At 67.2% G+C, this 16,250-nt stretch carries 16 protein-coding genes; 6 read left to right on the top strand and 10 right to left on the bottom strand.

Annotated elements, in window-relative coordinates:
- Positions 1-132 precede the first annotated feature (132 nt).
- On the top strand, positions 133-1,026 hold the full coding sequence (locus A9975_RS29495) for a LysR family transcriptional regulator (protein WP_183035829.1): 894 nt from the start codon (positions 133-135) through the stop codon (positions 1,024-1,026).
- A gap of 18 nt (positions 1,027-1,044) precedes the next feature.
- Here the strand turns inward: A9975_RS29495 and A9975_RS29490 are convergent, their stop codons facing one another.
- Positions 1,045-1,956, bottom strand: a complete 912-nt coding sequence (locus A9975_RS29490) for a LysR family transcriptional regulator (protein WP_183035828.1) — start codon at positions 1,954-1,956, stop codon at positions 1,045-1,047.
- 147 nt (positions 1,957-2,103) lie between these two features.
- On the opposite strand from A9975_RS29490, the gene gstA reads away from it, so the two are divergent.
- Complete coding sequence (gene gstA / locus A9975_RS29485; RefSeq protein WP_150985417.1) at positions 2,104-2,730, top strand: glutathione transferase GstA; 627 nt, start codon at positions 2,104-2,106, stop codon at positions 2,728-2,730.
- A 21-nt stretch (positions 2,731-2,751) separates the two neighbouring features.
- Here gstA and A9975_RS29480 read toward each other — a convergent pair whose 3' ends face one another.
- Both A9975_RS29480 and A9975_RS29475 read right to left on the bottom strand, forming a co-directional pair.
- Complete coding sequence (locus tag A9975_RS29480) at positions 2,752-3,543, bottom strand: MBL fold metallo-hydrolase (protein WP_183035827.1); 792 nt, start codon at positions 3,541-3,543, stop codon at positions 2,752-2,754.
- A 62-nt stretch (positions 3,544-3,605) separates the two neighbouring features.
- Entirely contained in the window at positions 3,606-4,559 is a 954-nt protein-coding gene (locus A9975_RS29475; protein WP_183035826.1) for a LysR family transcriptional regulator, read from the bottom strand.
- 169 nt (positions 4,560-4,728) lie between these two features.
- Between A9975_RS29475 and A9975_RS29470 the strand changes: the two genes are divergently transcribed.
- Complete coding sequence (locus A9975_RS29470; RefSeq protein ID WP_183035825.1) at positions 4,729-6,003, top strand: MFS transporter; 1,275 nt, start codon at positions 4,729-4,731, stop codon at positions 6,001-6,003.
- A gap of 14 nt (positions 6,004-6,017) precedes the next feature.
- Here A9975_RS29470 and A9975_RS29465 read toward each other — a convergent pair whose 3' ends face one another.
- The 3 genes from A9975_RS29465 to A9975_RS29455 form a co-directional block, all read right to left on the bottom strand.
- Positions 6,018-6,656 (bottom strand): glutathione peroxidase, encoded by a 639-nt coding sequence (locus tag A9975_RS29465; RefSeq protein ID WP_183035824.1) that lies wholly within the window; start codon positions 6,654-6,656, stop codon positions 6,018-6,020.
- Between the two features lie 75 nt (positions 6,657-6,731).
- Positions 6,732-8,222, bottom strand: a complete 1,491-nt coding sequence (locus tag A9975_RS29460; protein WP_183035823.1) for an MDR family MFS transporter — start codon at positions 8,220-8,222, stop codon at positions 6,732-6,734.
- Between the two features lie 675 nt (positions 8,223-8,897).
- A complete protein-coding gene (locus tag A9975_RS29455; RefSeq protein WP_183035822.1) occupies positions 8,898-9,347 on the bottom strand; it encodes a CBS domain-containing protein in 450 nt (149 codons plus the stop codon).
- Positions 9,348-9,602: 255 nt separating this feature from the next.
- Between A9975_RS29455 and A9975_RS38310 the strand changes: the two genes are divergently transcribed.
- On the top strand, positions 9,603-10,250 hold the full coding sequence (locus tag A9975_RS38310; RefSeq protein ID WP_183035821.1) for a CDGSH iron-sulfur domain-containing protein: 648 nt from the start codon (positions 9,603-9,605) through the stop codon (positions 10,248-10,250).
- Here A9975_RS38310 and A9975_RS29445 read toward each other — a convergent pair.
- Positions 10,225-10,944, bottom strand: a complete 720-nt coding sequence (locus tag A9975_RS29445) for a TetR/AcrR family transcriptional regulator (RefSeq protein WP_183035820.1) — start codon at positions 10,942-10,944, stop codon at positions 10,225-10,227. The two genes, A9975_RS38310 and A9975_RS29445, sit on opposite strands and share 26 nt — an antisense overlap.
- 50 nt (positions 10,945-10,994) lie before the next feature.
- Between A9975_RS29445 and A9975_RS29440 the strand changes: the two genes are divergently transcribed.
- Entirely contained in the window at positions 10,995-12,164 is a 1,170-nt protein-coding gene (locus A9975_RS29440; protein WP_220810935.1) for a DUF2855 family protein, read from the top strand.
- 174 nt (positions 12,165-12,338) lie between these two features.
- Positions 12,339-12,905 (top strand): acyloxyacyl hydrolase, encoded by a 567-nt coding sequence (locus A9975_RS29435; protein WP_183035819.1) that lies wholly within the window; start codon positions 12,339-12,341, stop codon positions 12,903-12,905.
- Between the two features lie 16 nt (positions 12,906-12,921).
- Here A9975_RS29435 and A9975_RS29430 read toward each other — a convergent pair whose 3' ends face one another.
- The 3 genes from A9975_RS29430 to A9975_RS29420 all read right to left on the bottom strand — a co-directional run bounded on the left by A9975_RS29430 (position 12,922) and on the right by A9975_RS29420 (position 16,229).
- Entirely contained in the window at positions 12,922-13,770 is an 849-nt protein-coding gene (locus A9975_RS29430; protein ID WP_150985410.1) for a PA4780 family RIO1-like protein kinase, read from the bottom strand.
- Positions 13,771-13,834: 64 nt separating this feature from the next.
- Entirely contained in the window at positions 13,835-15,256 is a 1,422-nt protein-coding gene (gene dbpA / locus A9975_RS29425; protein ID WP_183035818.1) for an ATP-dependent RNA helicase DbpA, read from the bottom strand.
- 100 nt (positions 15,257-15,356) lie between these two features.
- The gene (locus A9975_RS29420) at positions 15,357-16,229 is read right to left on the bottom strand and encodes a DUF72 domain-containing protein (RefSeq protein ID WP_183035817.1); all 873 of its coding nucleotides are present in this window, start codon (positions 16,227-16,229) and stop codon (positions 15,357-15,359) included.
- Between the last annotated feature and the right edge of the window lie 21 nt (positions 16,230-16,250).

The following is a 16,250-nucleotide window of genomic DNA, read 5'->3' as shown; positions in this document are numbered from 1 at the left end:
CCTTGCGGCATCGCCTGAAGACCATTGTGGGCAATCCCTCGCTACGCCACAATTGCATGAAGATGCAATTCACGAATTCATTTTTGAATATGGCACCGGGCAAGGAGCGCCGGGCAAGGAGTGATGGAGAAAATGGCCGAAGCATTCGACTGGGCGCTGATGCGCTCCTTCCTGGCCGTGATGGAGGCCGGCAGCCTGCTGGGCGCGGCGCGCCAGCTTTCCAGCAGCCAGCCCACGCTGGGGCGCCACGTGGCGCAGCTGGAGGCGCAGCTCGGCGTGCCGCTGTTCGAGCGCACCGGCCACGGCCTGCAGCCAACAGAGGCTGCGCGCGCCATCGCCGGACATGCGCGCGTGATGCAGCAGGGCGCGGACGCGGTCGCGCGCGCGCTCACACGCGACCAAGCGGGCATTGCGGGGACGGTGCGCATCTCCGCGAGCCGCGCGGTGGCCAGCTACCTGCTGCCGCCGCTGCTGACGGACCTGCGCCTGCGCGAGCCGCAACTCGCCATCGAAGTGGTGTCGTCCAATGCCGTCAGCAACCTGCTGCGGCGCGAGGCGGATATCGCCATCCGCATGGTGCGGCCGGTGCAGGCATCGCTGATCGCGCGCAAGGTGGCGTCCGTGGCGCTATGCGCCTGCGCCCACGAGGACTACCTGCGGCGCAAGGGCGTGCCGCGCACGGCGCAGGACCTGCCGCGCTTCGACCTGATCGGCTATGACCACGACGACACGATCCTGCGCGGCTTTCGCGCCATGGGCGTGGAGATCACGCGCGAGGCGTTTGCAGTGCGTAGCGATGACGACATCGTGCTGTGGCAGTCGATCCGCGCCGGCCTCGGCGTGGGCTTTGCAGCGCGCTATATCGCCGCCGGCGATGCGCGCGTGCGCACGGTGCTGCCCGAGTTGTCCATTCCGCCGCTGCCGGTCTGGCTCACCGTGCACCGGGAAATCCGCGGCAGCGCGCGCATCCGCGCGGTCTACGACTTTCTGGCCAGCGCCATTCCCGCCGCGCTGGCGGCACCGTGAGCGCACGTTCTCACCGCCCTACGCATCCAGCCTGACATGCTCCGCGAGGTGGCTGACCACGGTGGCGATGCGCCGCAGATGCCGGGACTCCGGATGCGTCAGCAGCCACAGGTCGGTGTCGCACTCGTCCAGCGTGCCGGTGAGCGCCACCAGCTTGCCGCTGCGCCGCCCGATCATCAGCGAAACAATGCCGGCGCCGAGCCCCGCCTCGACGCCTTCCAGCACGCCGGCGATGCTGTTGACGCGGTACTGCGGCGCCACGCGCGGCAGGTGCTTGCGGCGCCAACGCACCGACGGGTGATCGGGCATGGCCTCGTCCGGCGCGATCCAGGGCAGCGTGGACAGCGCGGCAAGGTCGACGGCGCCGCCGTGCCCGGGAATCGCGATGCCGGCCGCCTCCACCAGCTCCCGCGCCGCGAACACCGCCACGCGCAAGGGGCCGAGGCACTTGCCGATCAGGTGATCGGGCGGATGGCGCGTGGCGCGCACGGCGATGTCGGCGTCGCGCCGGGTCAGGCTGACCAGCTCGTTGGTGGCGATCAGCTCGAAGCTTAGCCCGGGATGCCGGCGCCCGAGCGGCGCCAGTGCCGGCAGCACCATGCCATGCAGCACGGTATCGGTGGTGGTGATGCGCACCAGGCCCGACACCGTGCCTGCCGACACCGAGGCATGCGCGCGCGCCGCCTCCAGTTCGGCCTCGATGCGTTCGGCATGTTGTGCGAACTGCTGGGCGAGCTCGGTCGGCAGGTAACCCGCGCGGCTGCGCTCGAACAAGCGCCGCCCCAGCCCTTTCTCGATGCGCTGCAGCGCGCGGAACACGGTGGAGGCATCAAGCCCGAGCCGGCGCCCGGCTTCGGCCAGCGTGGCGCCGCGCACCAGTGCCAGCACCACGTCGAGATCGGGAGAGGAAAGTTGGTAGGGTATGTTCATTGCAGATTTGCAGTCATGACTTGCGCCAGCGCGCATTGTGATTGCGCTTTCGCAATCCTAGACTGCCTGCACTGCCACCACAAGGCGTGGCGGCAAACCCTGAAAAACCGAACCCGAACCCGAACCCAAAACAGCGAGGACCACCCGATGAAGCTCTACTACTCCCCTGGCGCTTGCTCCCTGGCCGTCCATATTGCACTGCGCGAAGCCGGCCTGCCGTTTTCGCTCGCCAAGGTCGACCTGGCCAGGCACAAGCTGAGCGAGCCGGAAAACGGCAGCGACGACTTCTACACGGTGAGCCCGCGCGGCTACGTGCCGATGCTGCAACTGGACGATGGCTCGCGCCACACCGAAGCCGCATCGCTGCTGCAATACGTGGCGGACCTTGCCCCGGGCAAGGCGCTGCTGCCGGCGGCCGGCACCCAGGCGCGCCTGGAAGCGGTGGGCTGGCTGACGCTGGTCTCCACCGAGCTGCACAAGGTCTTCAGCCCGTGGCTGTGGCACAAGGAAACCGCGCAGAGCACGCGCGAGGATTGCAAGGCCAAGGTGGCGCTGCGCTTCGCCGAGCTGGACCGGCACCTGGCCACGCGCGACTACCTGTGCGGCACGCAGTTCACCGTGGCCGACGCCTACTGCTTCGCCGTCGCTAACTGGGCCAATCTCCTGAGCATGCCGCTCAACCCTTACCCCGCGCTGCAGGCCTACCTGTCGCGCGTGGCCGCGCGGCCGAAGGTGCACGAGGCGCTGGTGGCCGAAGGGCTGGCGCGCGATTGATCGCGCAACCGGTGCCGGGCCTCAGGCTGCCGTCGTGGTGACGGGCGGCAGCCTGTAGTTGTCCTGGCTGAGCAGGTCCAGCCCGCACTCCAGCGTGGAGACCCAGTCGATGAACTGCGCCACCATTGCCTTGCCGCGAAACGACGGGCCGTGCTGCGGCACGATCCACTCGATATCCAGCCCGCGCGCCATGTTGGCCCACAGCCGGCAGGCGCGGTTGCCGCTCATGTAGCGCTGGTGGAAGGGCAGCATGGCATGGGTATGCGCGGCAAAATCGCTCACCACCGCGCCGGCTTCCCGCGCGCTGGTCATGGCCGCGCCCAGGTCGCCGGAGAACAGGATCTTGCTGATGGGATCGTAGAACTGGAAGTTGCCCTCCGAGTGCAGGAAATGCGCCGGCACCGCCAGCAGCTTGCAGTTGCCCAGCGCGATCGGCATGCCGGCATCGGGGATGGTGACGATGCGCCCTTCCGTCTTGCCCGCCTGGCAGAAATGCGGCAGGAACCGCGCCCAGACGCGCGAGATCAGGATGCGGCTATCGGAGGCGGTCAGCCAGCGCCCGACCGAGGCCACGATGTCCGGATCGGCGTGCGACGCCAGCACGTAATCGAGCTGCTTGGGCGGAAAGTAGCGGCTGATGGCGAGGTACAACTCGCCGTAGGTCATGTGCCCGCCAGGATCGATCAGCGCGCCGTGGCCGGCGTCGACGATCAGGAACTGGTTGGTCTGCACCACCTCGCCGTGCTCCTCCTCGACCAGGTCCGAAAACAGCAGGCAGGTATGCCCGCCGGCGTCGTATAGCGTGATGGCCATCGTCTGTCTCTCCCCAAAGCGGCGAAAGTAGCGATGGCGGCGCCCCGGCGACTTGACGCCGGTCAAGAAGAGATCGAATCGTGCCCCGATGCCGTGGGCGCCGTGCCATCCGGCGCAACCGCCGTGGCGGCAATGCTTTCGTGCAGCGCGTTGAACAACAGCTCCAGCGGCGCGCCCAGCCTGCGCGGCAGCGGCGCGTGCAGCAGCCACGCGGTGAGCCCCGCGCGAAAATCCCGCAGCGGCACGACCTGTACCGCATCGCGGTGCGCGCTGCCCGCCAGCACCTCCGGCGTGACCGCGCCGATGCCAATGCCGCGCGCCACCAGCGACAGCTGCAACTCGGCCCCGAATGCTTCCACGGCCACGTTGAAGGGCAGGTGCGCGGCGTCCAGCGCGTGGCGCAGCGCCGAGCGCATGCCGCAGCCATCCTGGTTGAGCACCCAAGGGTGCGCCGCCAGGTCCCGCAGGCTCGCGCCCTTGGGCGGGAAGGCCAGCCCGCGCGCGGCCACCACCAGTGTGGTGTAGTGGCCCAGTTCGCGCGCGGTAAGCGCGGCCGGCGGCGCCACGCCATCGGGCAGCAACACGGCAGCCACATCGACCTTGCCGCTTTGCGCCTGCTCCAGCAAACCCGGCGACCAGCCCGCGGTCACGCGCACGGTCAGCTTGGGGAACTGCTCGCGCAGCCGGTCGATAGGACGGTCCAGCGCCATCTCGGACAGGAACGGCGGCACGCCGAGCCGCAACTCCCCCACCACCTGTGCGCCGCGCGCGGCGCGCGACATCAGGTCGTCGGTGGCGTGCAGCACGCGCTTGCCCAACGCATAGACTTCCTGCCCGGCGGCCGTGGGGCGCAGCGGCTTGGCCTGGCGATCCAGCAAGGCCACGCCGATCAGCGCTTCCAGGCTTTGCACCCGGCGGGTCAGGCCGGGCTGGGTCAGGTGCAGGCGCGTGGCGGCGCGCACCATCGAGCCGGCTTCCACTACGGCGATAAAGGCTTCGATGTCGCGGGTGTTCATGGCGAGTTCTGGGGGTTCTTGGGTTCTTGATCAGGCCGGCTGAGCGGGCAGCAGTGAGCAATACAAACAAACTCGCATAAAGATTATCCCGATCTTTCAATTGCCGCATAGGCAGCGCGATCCTAGCATTGGCGACTCAACCTTGCCCGCCGGCGCTACAGGAGCCCACATGTCTTGCCCTGCTTCCACCTCGAACACCGCGCCGCCGGGCATCGCGCCCGGCATGCCCGAGCTGACCGGCACGCTGACGCTGTGCTTCGCCGCCGCTGTCGGCGTGATGGTGATCAACCTGTTCGCCGCCCAGCCCCTGACCGGCCCCATCAGCGCCGCGCTTGGCCTGCCGCCCGCCTGGCGCGGGCTGGTGGCGATGCTGCCGCAGCTTGGCTATGCCACGGGCTTGCTGTTGCTGGTGCCGCTGGCCGACCTGCTGGAGAACCGCCGGCTGGTGGCCGGCACGTTGCTGATGTGCGCGGCCATGCTCGCGCTGGCGGCGATGGCGTGGTCGGGCGTGGTGTTCTTCCTGGCGGTATTTGCCGCCGGCGTGGGTTCCTGCGCCATCCAGATGCTGGTGCCGCTTGCCGCGCTGATGGCGCCGCAAGCGCGGCGCGGGCGCGCGGTGGGCAATGTGATGAGCGGGCTGATGCTGGGCATCCTGCTGTCGCGCCCGCTGGCCAGCCTGCTGGCCGGCTCGGGCGGATGGCGCGCCTGCTACGCCGTGCTGGCGGGGCTGGACGCCTTGCTGGCAGCCGTGCTGCTGCGCTGGCTGCCAAGCCGCAGGCCGGACAGCGGCCATCGCTATGCCAGCCTGATCGCCTCGATGTGGCAGCTGCTGCGCAGCCAGCCGGTGCTGCGCCGGCACGCCTTGACCGCGGCGCTGTCGATGGCGGCCTTCAGCGCGTTCTGGACCGCGGTGGGCTTGCGGCTGGCACAGCCACCATTTGCGCTAGGCAGCCACGGCGTGGCGCTGTTCGCGCTGGCCGGCGCGGCTGGCGCGGTGGCCGCGCCGGTGGCCGGGCGTCTCGGCGATCAAGGACACGGCAGGTTCGGCACCGTGGTGTCGCAGCTGTGCGTGCTGGCGTCGTTGCTGCTGGCGGGCGCCGCCGCCGGTGGCTGGTTCAGCTTCGCGCCCGAAGCGCACCGGACGCTGGCAATTGGCCTGCTGGTCATGGCGGCCATGGTGCTGGACGCCGGCGTCACCGCCGACCAGACCTTTGGCCGGCGCGAGATCAACCTGCTGGACGCGGCTGCGCGCGGGCGCCTCAACGGCTTGTTCGTGGGGATCTTCTTCGTGGGTGGCGCGACGGGCGCACTGGCAGGCGGCGCCGCCTGGGCGGTTGGCGGCTGGCAGGGGGTGTGCCTGGCCGGGATCGGCTTTGCCGCGCTCAACCTGGTGGCGCACGGCTTCATGCTGCGAAGCCGTGCGGTGCCGATGGCTGCGCAATAGAATAGCCTGGCGGCTTAGCGCGCGCCGTCCAGCAGTTGCTCGATCTTGCTCACGAACTGCTTGTCGTCGGGCTTGGTCATGCTGTTATAGCTGCCCACCACCTGGCCGTTGCGGTCGATCACGTACTTGTAGAAATTCCACTTGGGCGTGGTGCCGGACTGCTTGGCCAGCAGCACGTACATGGGATTGGCATCGCTGCCGCGTACGTGCGACTTGCCCAGCATCGGGAATTTCACGCCATAGGTGTTGTAGCAAAAGTCGGCGATCTCCTTGGAAGAGCCCGGCTCCTGCGAAAAGTCGTTCGACGGGAAGCCCAGCACCACCAGCCCGCGTTCACGGTACTTGGCGTACAGCGCCTCCAGCCCTTCGTATTGCGGGGTAAAGCCGCAGTAGCTGGCGGTATTGACCACCACCACGACCTTGCCGGCGTACTGGCAGAGGTTTTGCGGCGCTTCGTCCTGCAGGCGGGGGAACTTGAAGTTGAGCGAGGCCGGGCAGGCGCCGGCCGGCTTGGCGGCGGTGGCTGCCGGGGTATCGGCGGCTTGCGCAAGACGCGGCGCGGTGACAACAGCGGCGGCAGCGGCCAGGACCAACGCGCCGGACAAGGCGATGCGTTGCAGGGCGCGTGAGCGCTGTTCGGGAAGGCTGCGCATGTAGGAAACTCCGGAGATGGTCTGTCCCTAGTTTACGCCGTTGGGCGTGAAATGGATGCGCAAGCCGCCCTCCGCTTACTCCATGGCCAGCGTGGCCGCGTGCTCGGTCACGCTGCTGCGCAACTCCACGTCCGGCATGCGGCGCACGATCACCAGCGCCAGCAACGCGGCGACGGTGCCCACGGCAAAAATCAGCCGGAAGCCCGACTCCACGCCGCCCGTCAGCACGTCCCGCACCGCGGGGGAGAGATGGGCCAGCGCTTCGCTGCCGTGGCGCAGCGCACCCAGGTCCAGCACCTGCGTCACGCCGGAAGCATGCAGCGCGTTGCGGAATTGCAGCGTCAGCAAGGTGCCGGCCAGCGCGCCGCCAAAGGCGCTGCCCAGCGAGCGCAGCACCAGCAGCGCGCCGGTACCGGCGCCGGTATCGCGCCGCTCCAGCACGTTCTGCACCGTCATCAAGGTGCCGACCATGGTCATGCCCAGCCCCACGCCGGCCACCATCATGGCCAGCAACACCAGCGCCAGCGGCGTGGACGGCGAAATCACGACGAGCGCCAGCAAGCCCAGCGCCGCCGCGATGAAGCCGCCGGTCAGGATGCCGCGCATCCGCCCCAGGCGCGGCGCCAGCCCGGCCACGATGAAATTGCCCGCCACCGTGGATAGCAGGAACGGCACCACCAGCAAGCCGGACTCCGACGCATCGGCACCGCGCACCAACTGGAAATGCAGCGGCAGCGCGAAGATGCACAAGAAGATATTCAGCGCAGCCATCGCGGACGCCGCCACGCCCAGCACATACGCGCGGTTGCGAAACAGCCGCGGCGGCAGCATCGGGTCGCCCGCGCGGCGCTCCTGCCAGACCAGCGCGGTCACCGCCACCAAGGCCAGCAGCGCCAGGCCAGCGATCTCCGGCGAGATCCAGTCATAGACATCGCCACCCCAGCTCATCGCCAGCAGGAAGGCCACAATGGAAACTGTCAGCAGCGCAGCGCCGCCCCAGTCCACCCGCGCCGAGCCGCCACGCACCTGCAACTGGCTCAATCCCCGATAGCACATGAACATGGCCAGCAGCCCCAGCGGCACATTGATCCAGAACAGCCAGCGCCACGACAGATGATCCGAAGTCCAGCCCCCCACCAGCGGGCCGGCGATGGAAGCCACCGCCCACACGGTCGCCAGGTAACCCTGGTAACGCCCACGCTGGCGCGGCGCCACCACATCCGCGATCGCCGCCTGCGCCAGCGACATCAAGCCGCCACCGCCAATGCCTTGCAGCGCGCGGAACAGGATCAACTGCTCCAGCGTAGCCGCCATCGCGCACGCCACCGAGGCCAGGATGAACAGCGCGATCGCCAGCATCAGCAGCCGGCGCCGTCCATAGGTATCCGACAACTTGCCGTACAAGGGTGTGGAAACGGTGGAAGTGATCAGGTAGGCCGTCACGATCCACGACAGATGGCCAAACCCGTTCAGGTCATTGGCAATGGCCGGCACCGCCGGAATCACCACGGTCTGGTCCAGCGCGGACAGCAAGATGCAAAGGATGATCCCGCCGATCACGCGCATGATGGCCTGATGGCTCAGGGCAGGGGTAGCGACAGCAGGAGCAGCAGATGTAGCAGGAGCGGAGGAAGACATCGGAGGCAGCAGGGCGCGTAGTCATGAGCAACCAACGTTGCGCCCAACCGCCAACAAACCACTTCGTTTGTCAGCCTACATCGGGGAACATGGCCACAAAATTGAAATCAACCGATTTGACGCGTACCCAGCGCTGCGCGAATCGAGAACTGCCACGAGCTGGCAGATGCCGCCTGCACGGCCCGGGAGGGCCTAATTCAGTGAATGCATAATTATATGCGGATACCAAATATGGAGTGCGGCACTAAGTTGGTTTCTGATGCGGCGCAGATGTGCCTTTTGCCGGAACGTGCGTACTTCTGCTAAGTACGAGCGGCTATCTGCCAGCAAGCCGGCACGAAGCGAAAAAACAGGAATCTTGTGGTTTTTTTGTCGCCAGCAGCGACGGAAGCGATGGGAGCGTACCCAATACAGCGGGACCAGATTGCGCGGGCCCCGACAAACCATCCTTCACACGCAGCGAAGCGAGCCGTGAAGATGTGCCAAGGCCGTACGGGGCGCCTTCCTTGCCTGCCTTTTTGGCAAACCAAGAACGCAGGCCGGCGCCCCGCAGGGGTCATGAAACTGACTTTGAGTTTGACTTTGGGCTTGCGACCTTAGCGATCAGAGCTTGGCATGCGGCGTCCCGCTAATGTAGTGCTCCAGCTGGTCGATGATAAATTTCTGCTCGGAAATAATATCCTTGACCAGGTCCCCGATCGACAACATCCCCACCAGGGTATCGCCGTCCATCACCGGCAAGTGCCTCAGCCGATGCTGCGTCATCAACGCCATGCACTCGTCGGTACTTTGATCCCCGCGCACATAGATCACCGCCGACGTCATGATGTCGCGAACAAAGGTCTCCCGCGAAGTCCGCTGCATCAGGATCACCTTGCGCGCATAGTCCCGCTCGCTCAAGATACCGACGATATCGCCGCGTTCGATCACCAATAACGCGCCAATGCCTTTTTCCGCCATCAGTTGCAGCGCAGCATAAACCGTGGCGCCAGGGGGAATGCTGTAGATAGCCTGAGTCGGTTTGGACTCAAGAACCTGTCGTGCAGTTTTCATCACCCACTCCTTGTTCGATCCCAACGGATTGCACACGACCCGCGCAATGGCGGGAGCGCCTGGCAGGGCACCTGCGCATCGCGCCGCTGCCTATCGCTTTCAGATTAGCACCACGCGCGCGCGCCTTACAGGGTGACGCACACGAATCTTTGTAAAAAGACAAAGCCGCTGAAAAGCACTGCGCAAACCCGCCGGCAAGCGCTATAAAGGAAAGGGAGCGCGCCACCTGGCGCGCCATGCGCAGGAGGGCCAGCCATGGCCACCGAGTCCGTTGCCGGCAAGCGCGTCATCGTGCTCTTCGACGACAGCCGCTGCATCCATTCGCGCCACTGCGTGCTGGACCGCCCAGACGTGTTCGTGCCCGGCGTACAGGGCGAGTGGATCCACCCCGACAACGCCAGCGCCGAGGAAATCGCGGAGATCGCGCACAACTGCCCATCGGGCGCCATCAGCTACCAGAACGTCGACGATTCCCCCGGCGAGGCGGCGCCGCTGGTCAATGTGGTGCGCGTGCTCGAGAACGGCCCGCTGGCGCTGCGCGCCGCCATCACCATCGATGGCCAGCCCGCCGGCTTTCGCCTGACGCTGTGCCGCTGCGGCGCTTCGCGCAACAAGCCCCTGTGCGACAGCAGCCACGCCAGCGCGGGTTTCGTCGCCACCGGCGAGGCCGCCACCGTGGCATCGGAGCCGCTGGCGCAGCGCGACGGGCCCCTCGATATCCATCCCATCCCCAACGGACCGCTGCGCGTCAAAGGCAATCTTGAAGTCATCAGCGGCACCGGCAGAACCATCGCCCGCATGACCGAGGCCTGGTTTTGCCGCTGCGGCCACTCGTGCAACAAGCCGTTCTGCGACGGCACGCACAAGAAGGTGGGGTTCAGGAGCGACCCTCAGGATCCATAGCATCCGTAGGATCCGAAGTTAGCGGCGCGGCCCCCAGCCCCAGCAGGCAAAGCCGCTCCATCTGCGCCACCCATGCCGCCCGCGAGGACTCGGCAGCCCGCAGCAGCAGGCGATAGCGGCGCGCGCCCCAGACCGCCTCCAGCAGGCTGCGCACCGTGGCGGCGTCCGGCGCGCCCGGCAGATCCGGGCATGCCGCCAGCGCGCGCTGCCAGGCCGCGTACAACTCATCGAACACACGGCGGTGATGCTTGGTCTCGGCGATGCGCGCTTCCAGCATGAGCATCTCGTGTTCGAAGCCCTCCAGCGAGGCATCGTCGGCGCCGCAGGTCAGCCGTGCCAGGCGCTGGACGCGCGTGCGCCAGTCCAGCCCGGGCGCGGCCACCACCTCGGCCTCGATGCGCGCCAGCAACAGCTCGATGGTGTGCCGCACATAGCCGGAGAGCAGCGCCTCCTTGTTGGGGAAGTACTCGTACAGGGTGCCGACGGAGCATCCGGCCTCCAGCGCCACGGCGCGCGTGGTCACGCCGTCCCAGCCACGCGCGCGCCAAATCCGAACAAACGCCTCGTAGATGGCGGCCACGGTAAAGCGCGCGCGCTGCTGCGACGGGCGTTTCAGCGGCCTGGCAAGCGCCCGCGCCGGCTCGGCCGCGGCGCTCGCGTTTCCGAACCCGGCGGCCGGCTTGCGGCGATACATTGGTGGCATCGACCTTGACGGTAAAAAAGGGACAAAAAATGGGACAGACGATGGATCAGACGAAGCACGGCAACCACGGCAGTCACGGCAGTCACGGCAACCGCGACGACAGCGCCGAACAATCGCTCACGGTCACCCGCCTGCTGACACGCAAGCATGCCCTAAATGAAAGCCGGCTGGAAGCGCGCCAGGAACGCACCGACGCTGCCCCCGGCGAAGTCCTGCTGAAGATCGACCGCTTCGCGCTCACCACCAACAACATCACCTACGCCGCCTTCGGCGACGCCATGAACTACTGGCAGTTCTTTCCCACCGGGCAACAAGATTGGGGCCATATGCCGGTGTGGGGCTTTGCCGATGTGGTGGACTCCAAGGTGCCCGGCGTGGCGGCGGGCGAGCGCTTCTACGGCTACTTCCCCATTGCCAGCCATATCCGCATGCAGCCCGAGCGCGTGACCGAGCGCGGCTTCTACGATGCCATCGAGCACCGCCGGCCCCTGACCTCCGCCTACAACCAGTACACCCGCGTGACGCATGACACCGCCTATGCGCCCGAGCTGGAAAACTACCAGATGCTGTACCGGCCGCTGTTCATCACGTCGTTCATGCTGGCTGACTTCCTCGAGGACAACCGCTTCTTCGGCGCCACGCGGCTGGTGGTGTCCAGCGCCTCCAGCAAGACCGCCTATGGCACCGCGTTCTGCCTGCGCAACGTCCCCGGCATCTCGCTGGCCGCCATCACCTCGGAGCGCAACCGCGCCTTTGTCGAAGGCCTTGGCTGCTATGCGGAGGTGGTCAGCTACGACGGGCTGGAAACACTCGCCACCGACGCGCCCACGCTCTACGTGGACTTTTCCGGCGACGAAGCGCTGCGCGCACGCGTGCACCATCACTTTGGCGGCGCGCTGGTGTACGACTGTTTTGCCGGCTCGGCGCAGAACACGGGCTTCTTGCGCGATACCGGCCTGCCCGGGCCCAAGCCCGAGTTTTATTTCGCGCCGGTGCAGATCCGCAAGCGCAACGCCGACTGGGGGCCCGAAGGCGTGAACCGGCGCTTCAACGCAGCGCAGAGCGCGTTTATCGATTATGTGAAAGAGCCGGCGAACGGCTGGCTGACGCTGATCGAAGCGCAGGGCTTCGGCGCCGCGCAGGAGAGAATCGCGAGCCTGGTGGCGGGTGGGAGCGAGCCGAAGGCGGGGTATGTGGTGCGGCTCGGTTGAGCGCCGCATGCCTGTTTTTGCCAGTGCGCGGGCGGGCTTGCACGCCAGTGGCCGCGCCGGACGCCTCGCAGACGAAAGCCCGGCGAGCCGGGCTGCCAATGTGTATGATCCAACGAAGAGCCGGGCAGCCACGCGTTGGACGAGAGCCCTGCAGTCCGTTGCGAGGACCCCTCGATGCGCGTCTCTTTGTTTGCCGGCGTCCTCGCACTGCACGGCGCCTGTACCTACGCCCAAGCGAGCCCGCCGCCCATCGCCGACGCTGGCTGGTTCGAACCCGTTCGCGTCGGCGTCTCGCTTGGCATCGCGCCCGAAGCCAACCTGGGCCGTCTCGAGCTGCGCTGGGACCTGCGGCAGGACCTGTGGGCCTCCACCACGCGATCGGCCAGGCTGCGCCTGGGGCTGGAGATTTCCGCAGGTGCCTGGGATCCGCATGGCGGCGGCGCCGGCGCAATGGGCGACATCGGCCTGACGCCCGTCTTTCGCTTGCAGGGTGCGGGCCCCGCGTCAGCCTTCGCGGATCTCGCCATCGGCGCCCACCTGCTCTCGCGCACCCGCATCTCGGATACGACCGTGTTCTCCACGGCGTTCCAGTTCGGCGACCGCATCGCCATCGGCTACCACTTTGACGATGCCGTGCACTCCGAAGTCGCGCTGCGCCTGCAGCACTACTCCAACGGCAGGATCAAGCGGCCCAACCCCGGCATCAACTTCCTGCTCGTACAGTACTCGGCGCAGTTCTGAGCGCAGCGCGGCCGCCTTACTCCGCGCTTTGCAGGTAGCGCTGGCGCGCCTCTTCTTCCAGGATCACGTCTTCCACTTCGGCCAGCACGGCTTCCACGTCCACCGGGGTGTCGTCCACGGCAACCTGGCCGGTCAGCTTCACGCCAGGATGCAGCAAGCCGGCCTGGTAAAGCGCCCAGATCTCCTTGCCGTACTGCGTGCCGTTGAGCTCCGGCGCAAACTGGCCGAAGTAAAACGCCAGGTTATCCACATCGCGCTCCAGCATGGCGCTGGCTTCGCTGTTGCCGGCGGCATCCACCGCCTGCGGCAGGTCGATGATGACCGGGCCGTCGGCATCCACCAGGATGTTGAATTCGGAGAGGTCGCCGTGCACCACGCCGGCACACAGCATCAAGATCACCTGCTCGATCAGCGCGTCGTGGAATGCCACCGCCTGCTCCGGGCTCAGCGCCACGTCGTTCAGGCGCGGCGCGGCATTGCCCTCGGCGTCCACCACCAGCTCCATCAGCAGCACGCCCTCGAAGCACAGGTGCGGCGTGGGCACGCGCACGCCAGCGGCGGCAAGGCGGTACAGCGCATCCACCTCCGCGTTGTGCCAGGCTTCTTCCGCCACCTTGCGCCCGTAGCGCGTGCCTTTTTCCATGGCGCGCGCCTGCCGGCTGTTCTTGACCTTGCGCCCTTCCTGGTAGGTCGAGGCCTGGCGGAAGCTGCGTTGCGCGGCATCCTTGTAGACCTTGGCGCAGCGGATCTCGCCACCGCTGCGCACAACGTAGACGGTGGCTTCCTTGCCGCTCATCAGCTGGCGCAACACCTCATCGACCAGGCCGTCTTCGACCAGCGGCTGCAGCCGCTTCGGCGTTTTCATCGGGCAGCACCAAGCGGGCAGGGCGAGCGCGCCATGCGCGGGGACAGCAGCGTCGCGGCCACCGTTATTCCGTCAGCATGCGCACTTTCACGCGCTTGCCCTTCACTGTGCCGTCATTCAGCTTGCGCATCGCCTCGCGCCCGATCGAACGCTCCACCGCCACATAGGTGGACATGTCCATCACGTTGATCTTGCCGATCTGGTGCTTGGTGTAGCCTGCGTCGCCGGTGAGCGCGCCGAGGATGTCGCCGGGGCGCATCTTTTCCTTGCGCCCGCCAAGGATCTGCAGCGTGACCATGGGGGGCAGCAGGCGCTCGTTGCTGGCGGGCGTCAGCTCGGACAGGGGCTGCCATTCCATCTCGGCGCCCATGGCCTGCTCGATATTGCCCACGCGGCCCATCTCGTTCATGCTCGCCAGGCTAAGCGCCCAGCCATCCTGGTCCGCGCGGCCGGTGCGGCCGATGCGGTGGACGTAGACCTCGGGGTCGGGCGTGACGTCGACGTTGATCACCGCTTCGAGCTGGGCAATGTCCAGCCCGCGCGCGGCCACGTCGGTGGCGACCAGCACCGAGCAGCTGCGGTTGGCGAACTGCACCAGCACCTGGTCGCGCTCGCGCTGGTCCAGCTCACCGTGCAGCGCCAGGGCTTCGAAGCCTTGCGCGCGCAGCAGGTCGACCAGGTCGCGGCAGCGGGCCTTGGTGTTGCAGAAGGCCAGCGTGCTGACCGGGCGGAAATGATTGAGCAGCAGGCCCACGGCGTTCAGGCGGTCGCTGTCGGCCACCTCGTAGAAGCGCTGGCGGATCTTGCTGTCGTCGTGCTGCTCTTCCAGCTTGACCTCGCGCGGCTTGCGCAGGAACTGCTGGCTGAGCTTGGCGATGCCCTCGGGATAGGTGGCCGAGAACAGCAGCGTCTGGCGCTCCTTGGGGCAGTGGCTCGCCACATAGGCAATGTCGTCGAAGAAGCCCATGTCGAGCATGCGGTCGGCTTCGTCCAGCACCAGCGTGTTGAGCGCATCCAGGTTCAGCGTGCCGCGCTCCAGGTGATCCATGATGCGGCCGGGCGTGCCCACGGCGATATGTGCGCCATGCGCCAGGCTGTCGGCCTGGGGGCGCATCGGCGAGCCGCCGCACAGCGTCAGGATCTTGATGTTTTCTTCCGCGCGCGCCAGGCGGCGGATTTCCTGCGTGACCTGGTCGGCCAGTTCACGCGTGGGGCACAGCACCAGCGCCTGCACGTCGAAACGGCGCGCATCGAGCCGGTTCAGCAGCGCCAGCGCGAAGGCGGCGGTCTTGCCGCTGCCGGTCTTGGCCTGCGCGATCAGGTCCTGGCCGGCCAGCGCGATCGGCAGGCTGGCCGCCTGGATCGGGGTCATGGTCTGGTAGCCGAGCTGCTCCAGCGTCGCCAGGGTGGCGGGCGAAAGGGGCAGTTTGGAGAAAGAGGCGCCGGCAGCGGCGGGCGCTGCGGATTGGGTAGGGCTTGAGGTCATGCCGGATTATACCGGGCTGGCTGCCGCGCTTCTGTCGTCAATTTGTCGCCTCCGGTCGTCCTTACCGGCGTCTCCCGGCGTCTCCCTGCGTCTCCGGCGTCTATTTACCCTTGGCGCCGCCGTCCCAGGGCGGCGCCTGCCATCCCAGCCGCGCCAGCAGCGCCTGCGCCGCCGGCGGCGCGCGCTCCTTGGCGCCGTTGATAAAGAACACGAAGACTTCACGCTTGCGCTTTGCAGGTGCCCTGGCATCCACTTGCGGCAGATCCTCCGGCCTCCCGCCCGCCGCCCAGGCCCGCACGCGCTCGCCCCACGCATCCAGCGCCTTAGGCGCGTAACCATTCTTCAGCGTCTGTGCGCATCGCATCAGCCGCGCATAGACAAAATCCGCGGTGAGATCCGCGAAGGACGGATACTTGTCCGAGTCCGTGAACACGGTGGCCGCCTTGTATTTGCGCGCGAGCTTGAGATAGTCCAGCGTCATGAAGCTCTCGTGCCTCACGTCGAGCACATGACGCAGCTTGCGGCCTTCGACCGATGCCGGCAACAGCGCCAGGAAGGCCTCGAAATCTTCCGGGTCGAACGGCTTGGTGGGCGCGAACTGCCAGACGATGGGGCCGAGCTTGTCGCCCAGCTCGGCGATGCCGCTGTCGACAAAACGCGCGATGGACTCGCCGGATTCCGCCAGCACGCGGCGGTTGGTGGCAAAACGCGACGCCTTGACGGAGAACAGAAAGCCATCCGGCGTCTCGTCGCGCCATTTGGCAAACGAGGTGCGCTTCTGGGTGCCGTGGTAAGTGCTGTTGATCTCGATGGCGGTGAGCTGGCGGCTGGCGTATTCCAGCTCCCGGCTCTGCGTAAGCCTGGCGGGATAAAAGTTGTCGCGCCAGGGGGCGAAGTTCCATCCGCCGATGCCGACGCGGGCGACGGGCGCTGCGTGGGATTTGCTTGTGCTCCTAGCGCTTGCTTCAGCCATGCGTTCGCGTCCTGTCCAGGT

The organism is Cupriavidus sp. UME77, assembly GCF_014170355.1.
Lineage (GTDB): Bacteria > Pseudomonadota > Gammaproteobacteria > Burkholderiales > Burkholderiaceae > Cupriavidus > Cupriavidus basilensis.
The sequence above is the reverse complement of the archived record's forward strand: the minus strand, read 5'-3'. Positions and strand labels throughout refer to the sequence as shown.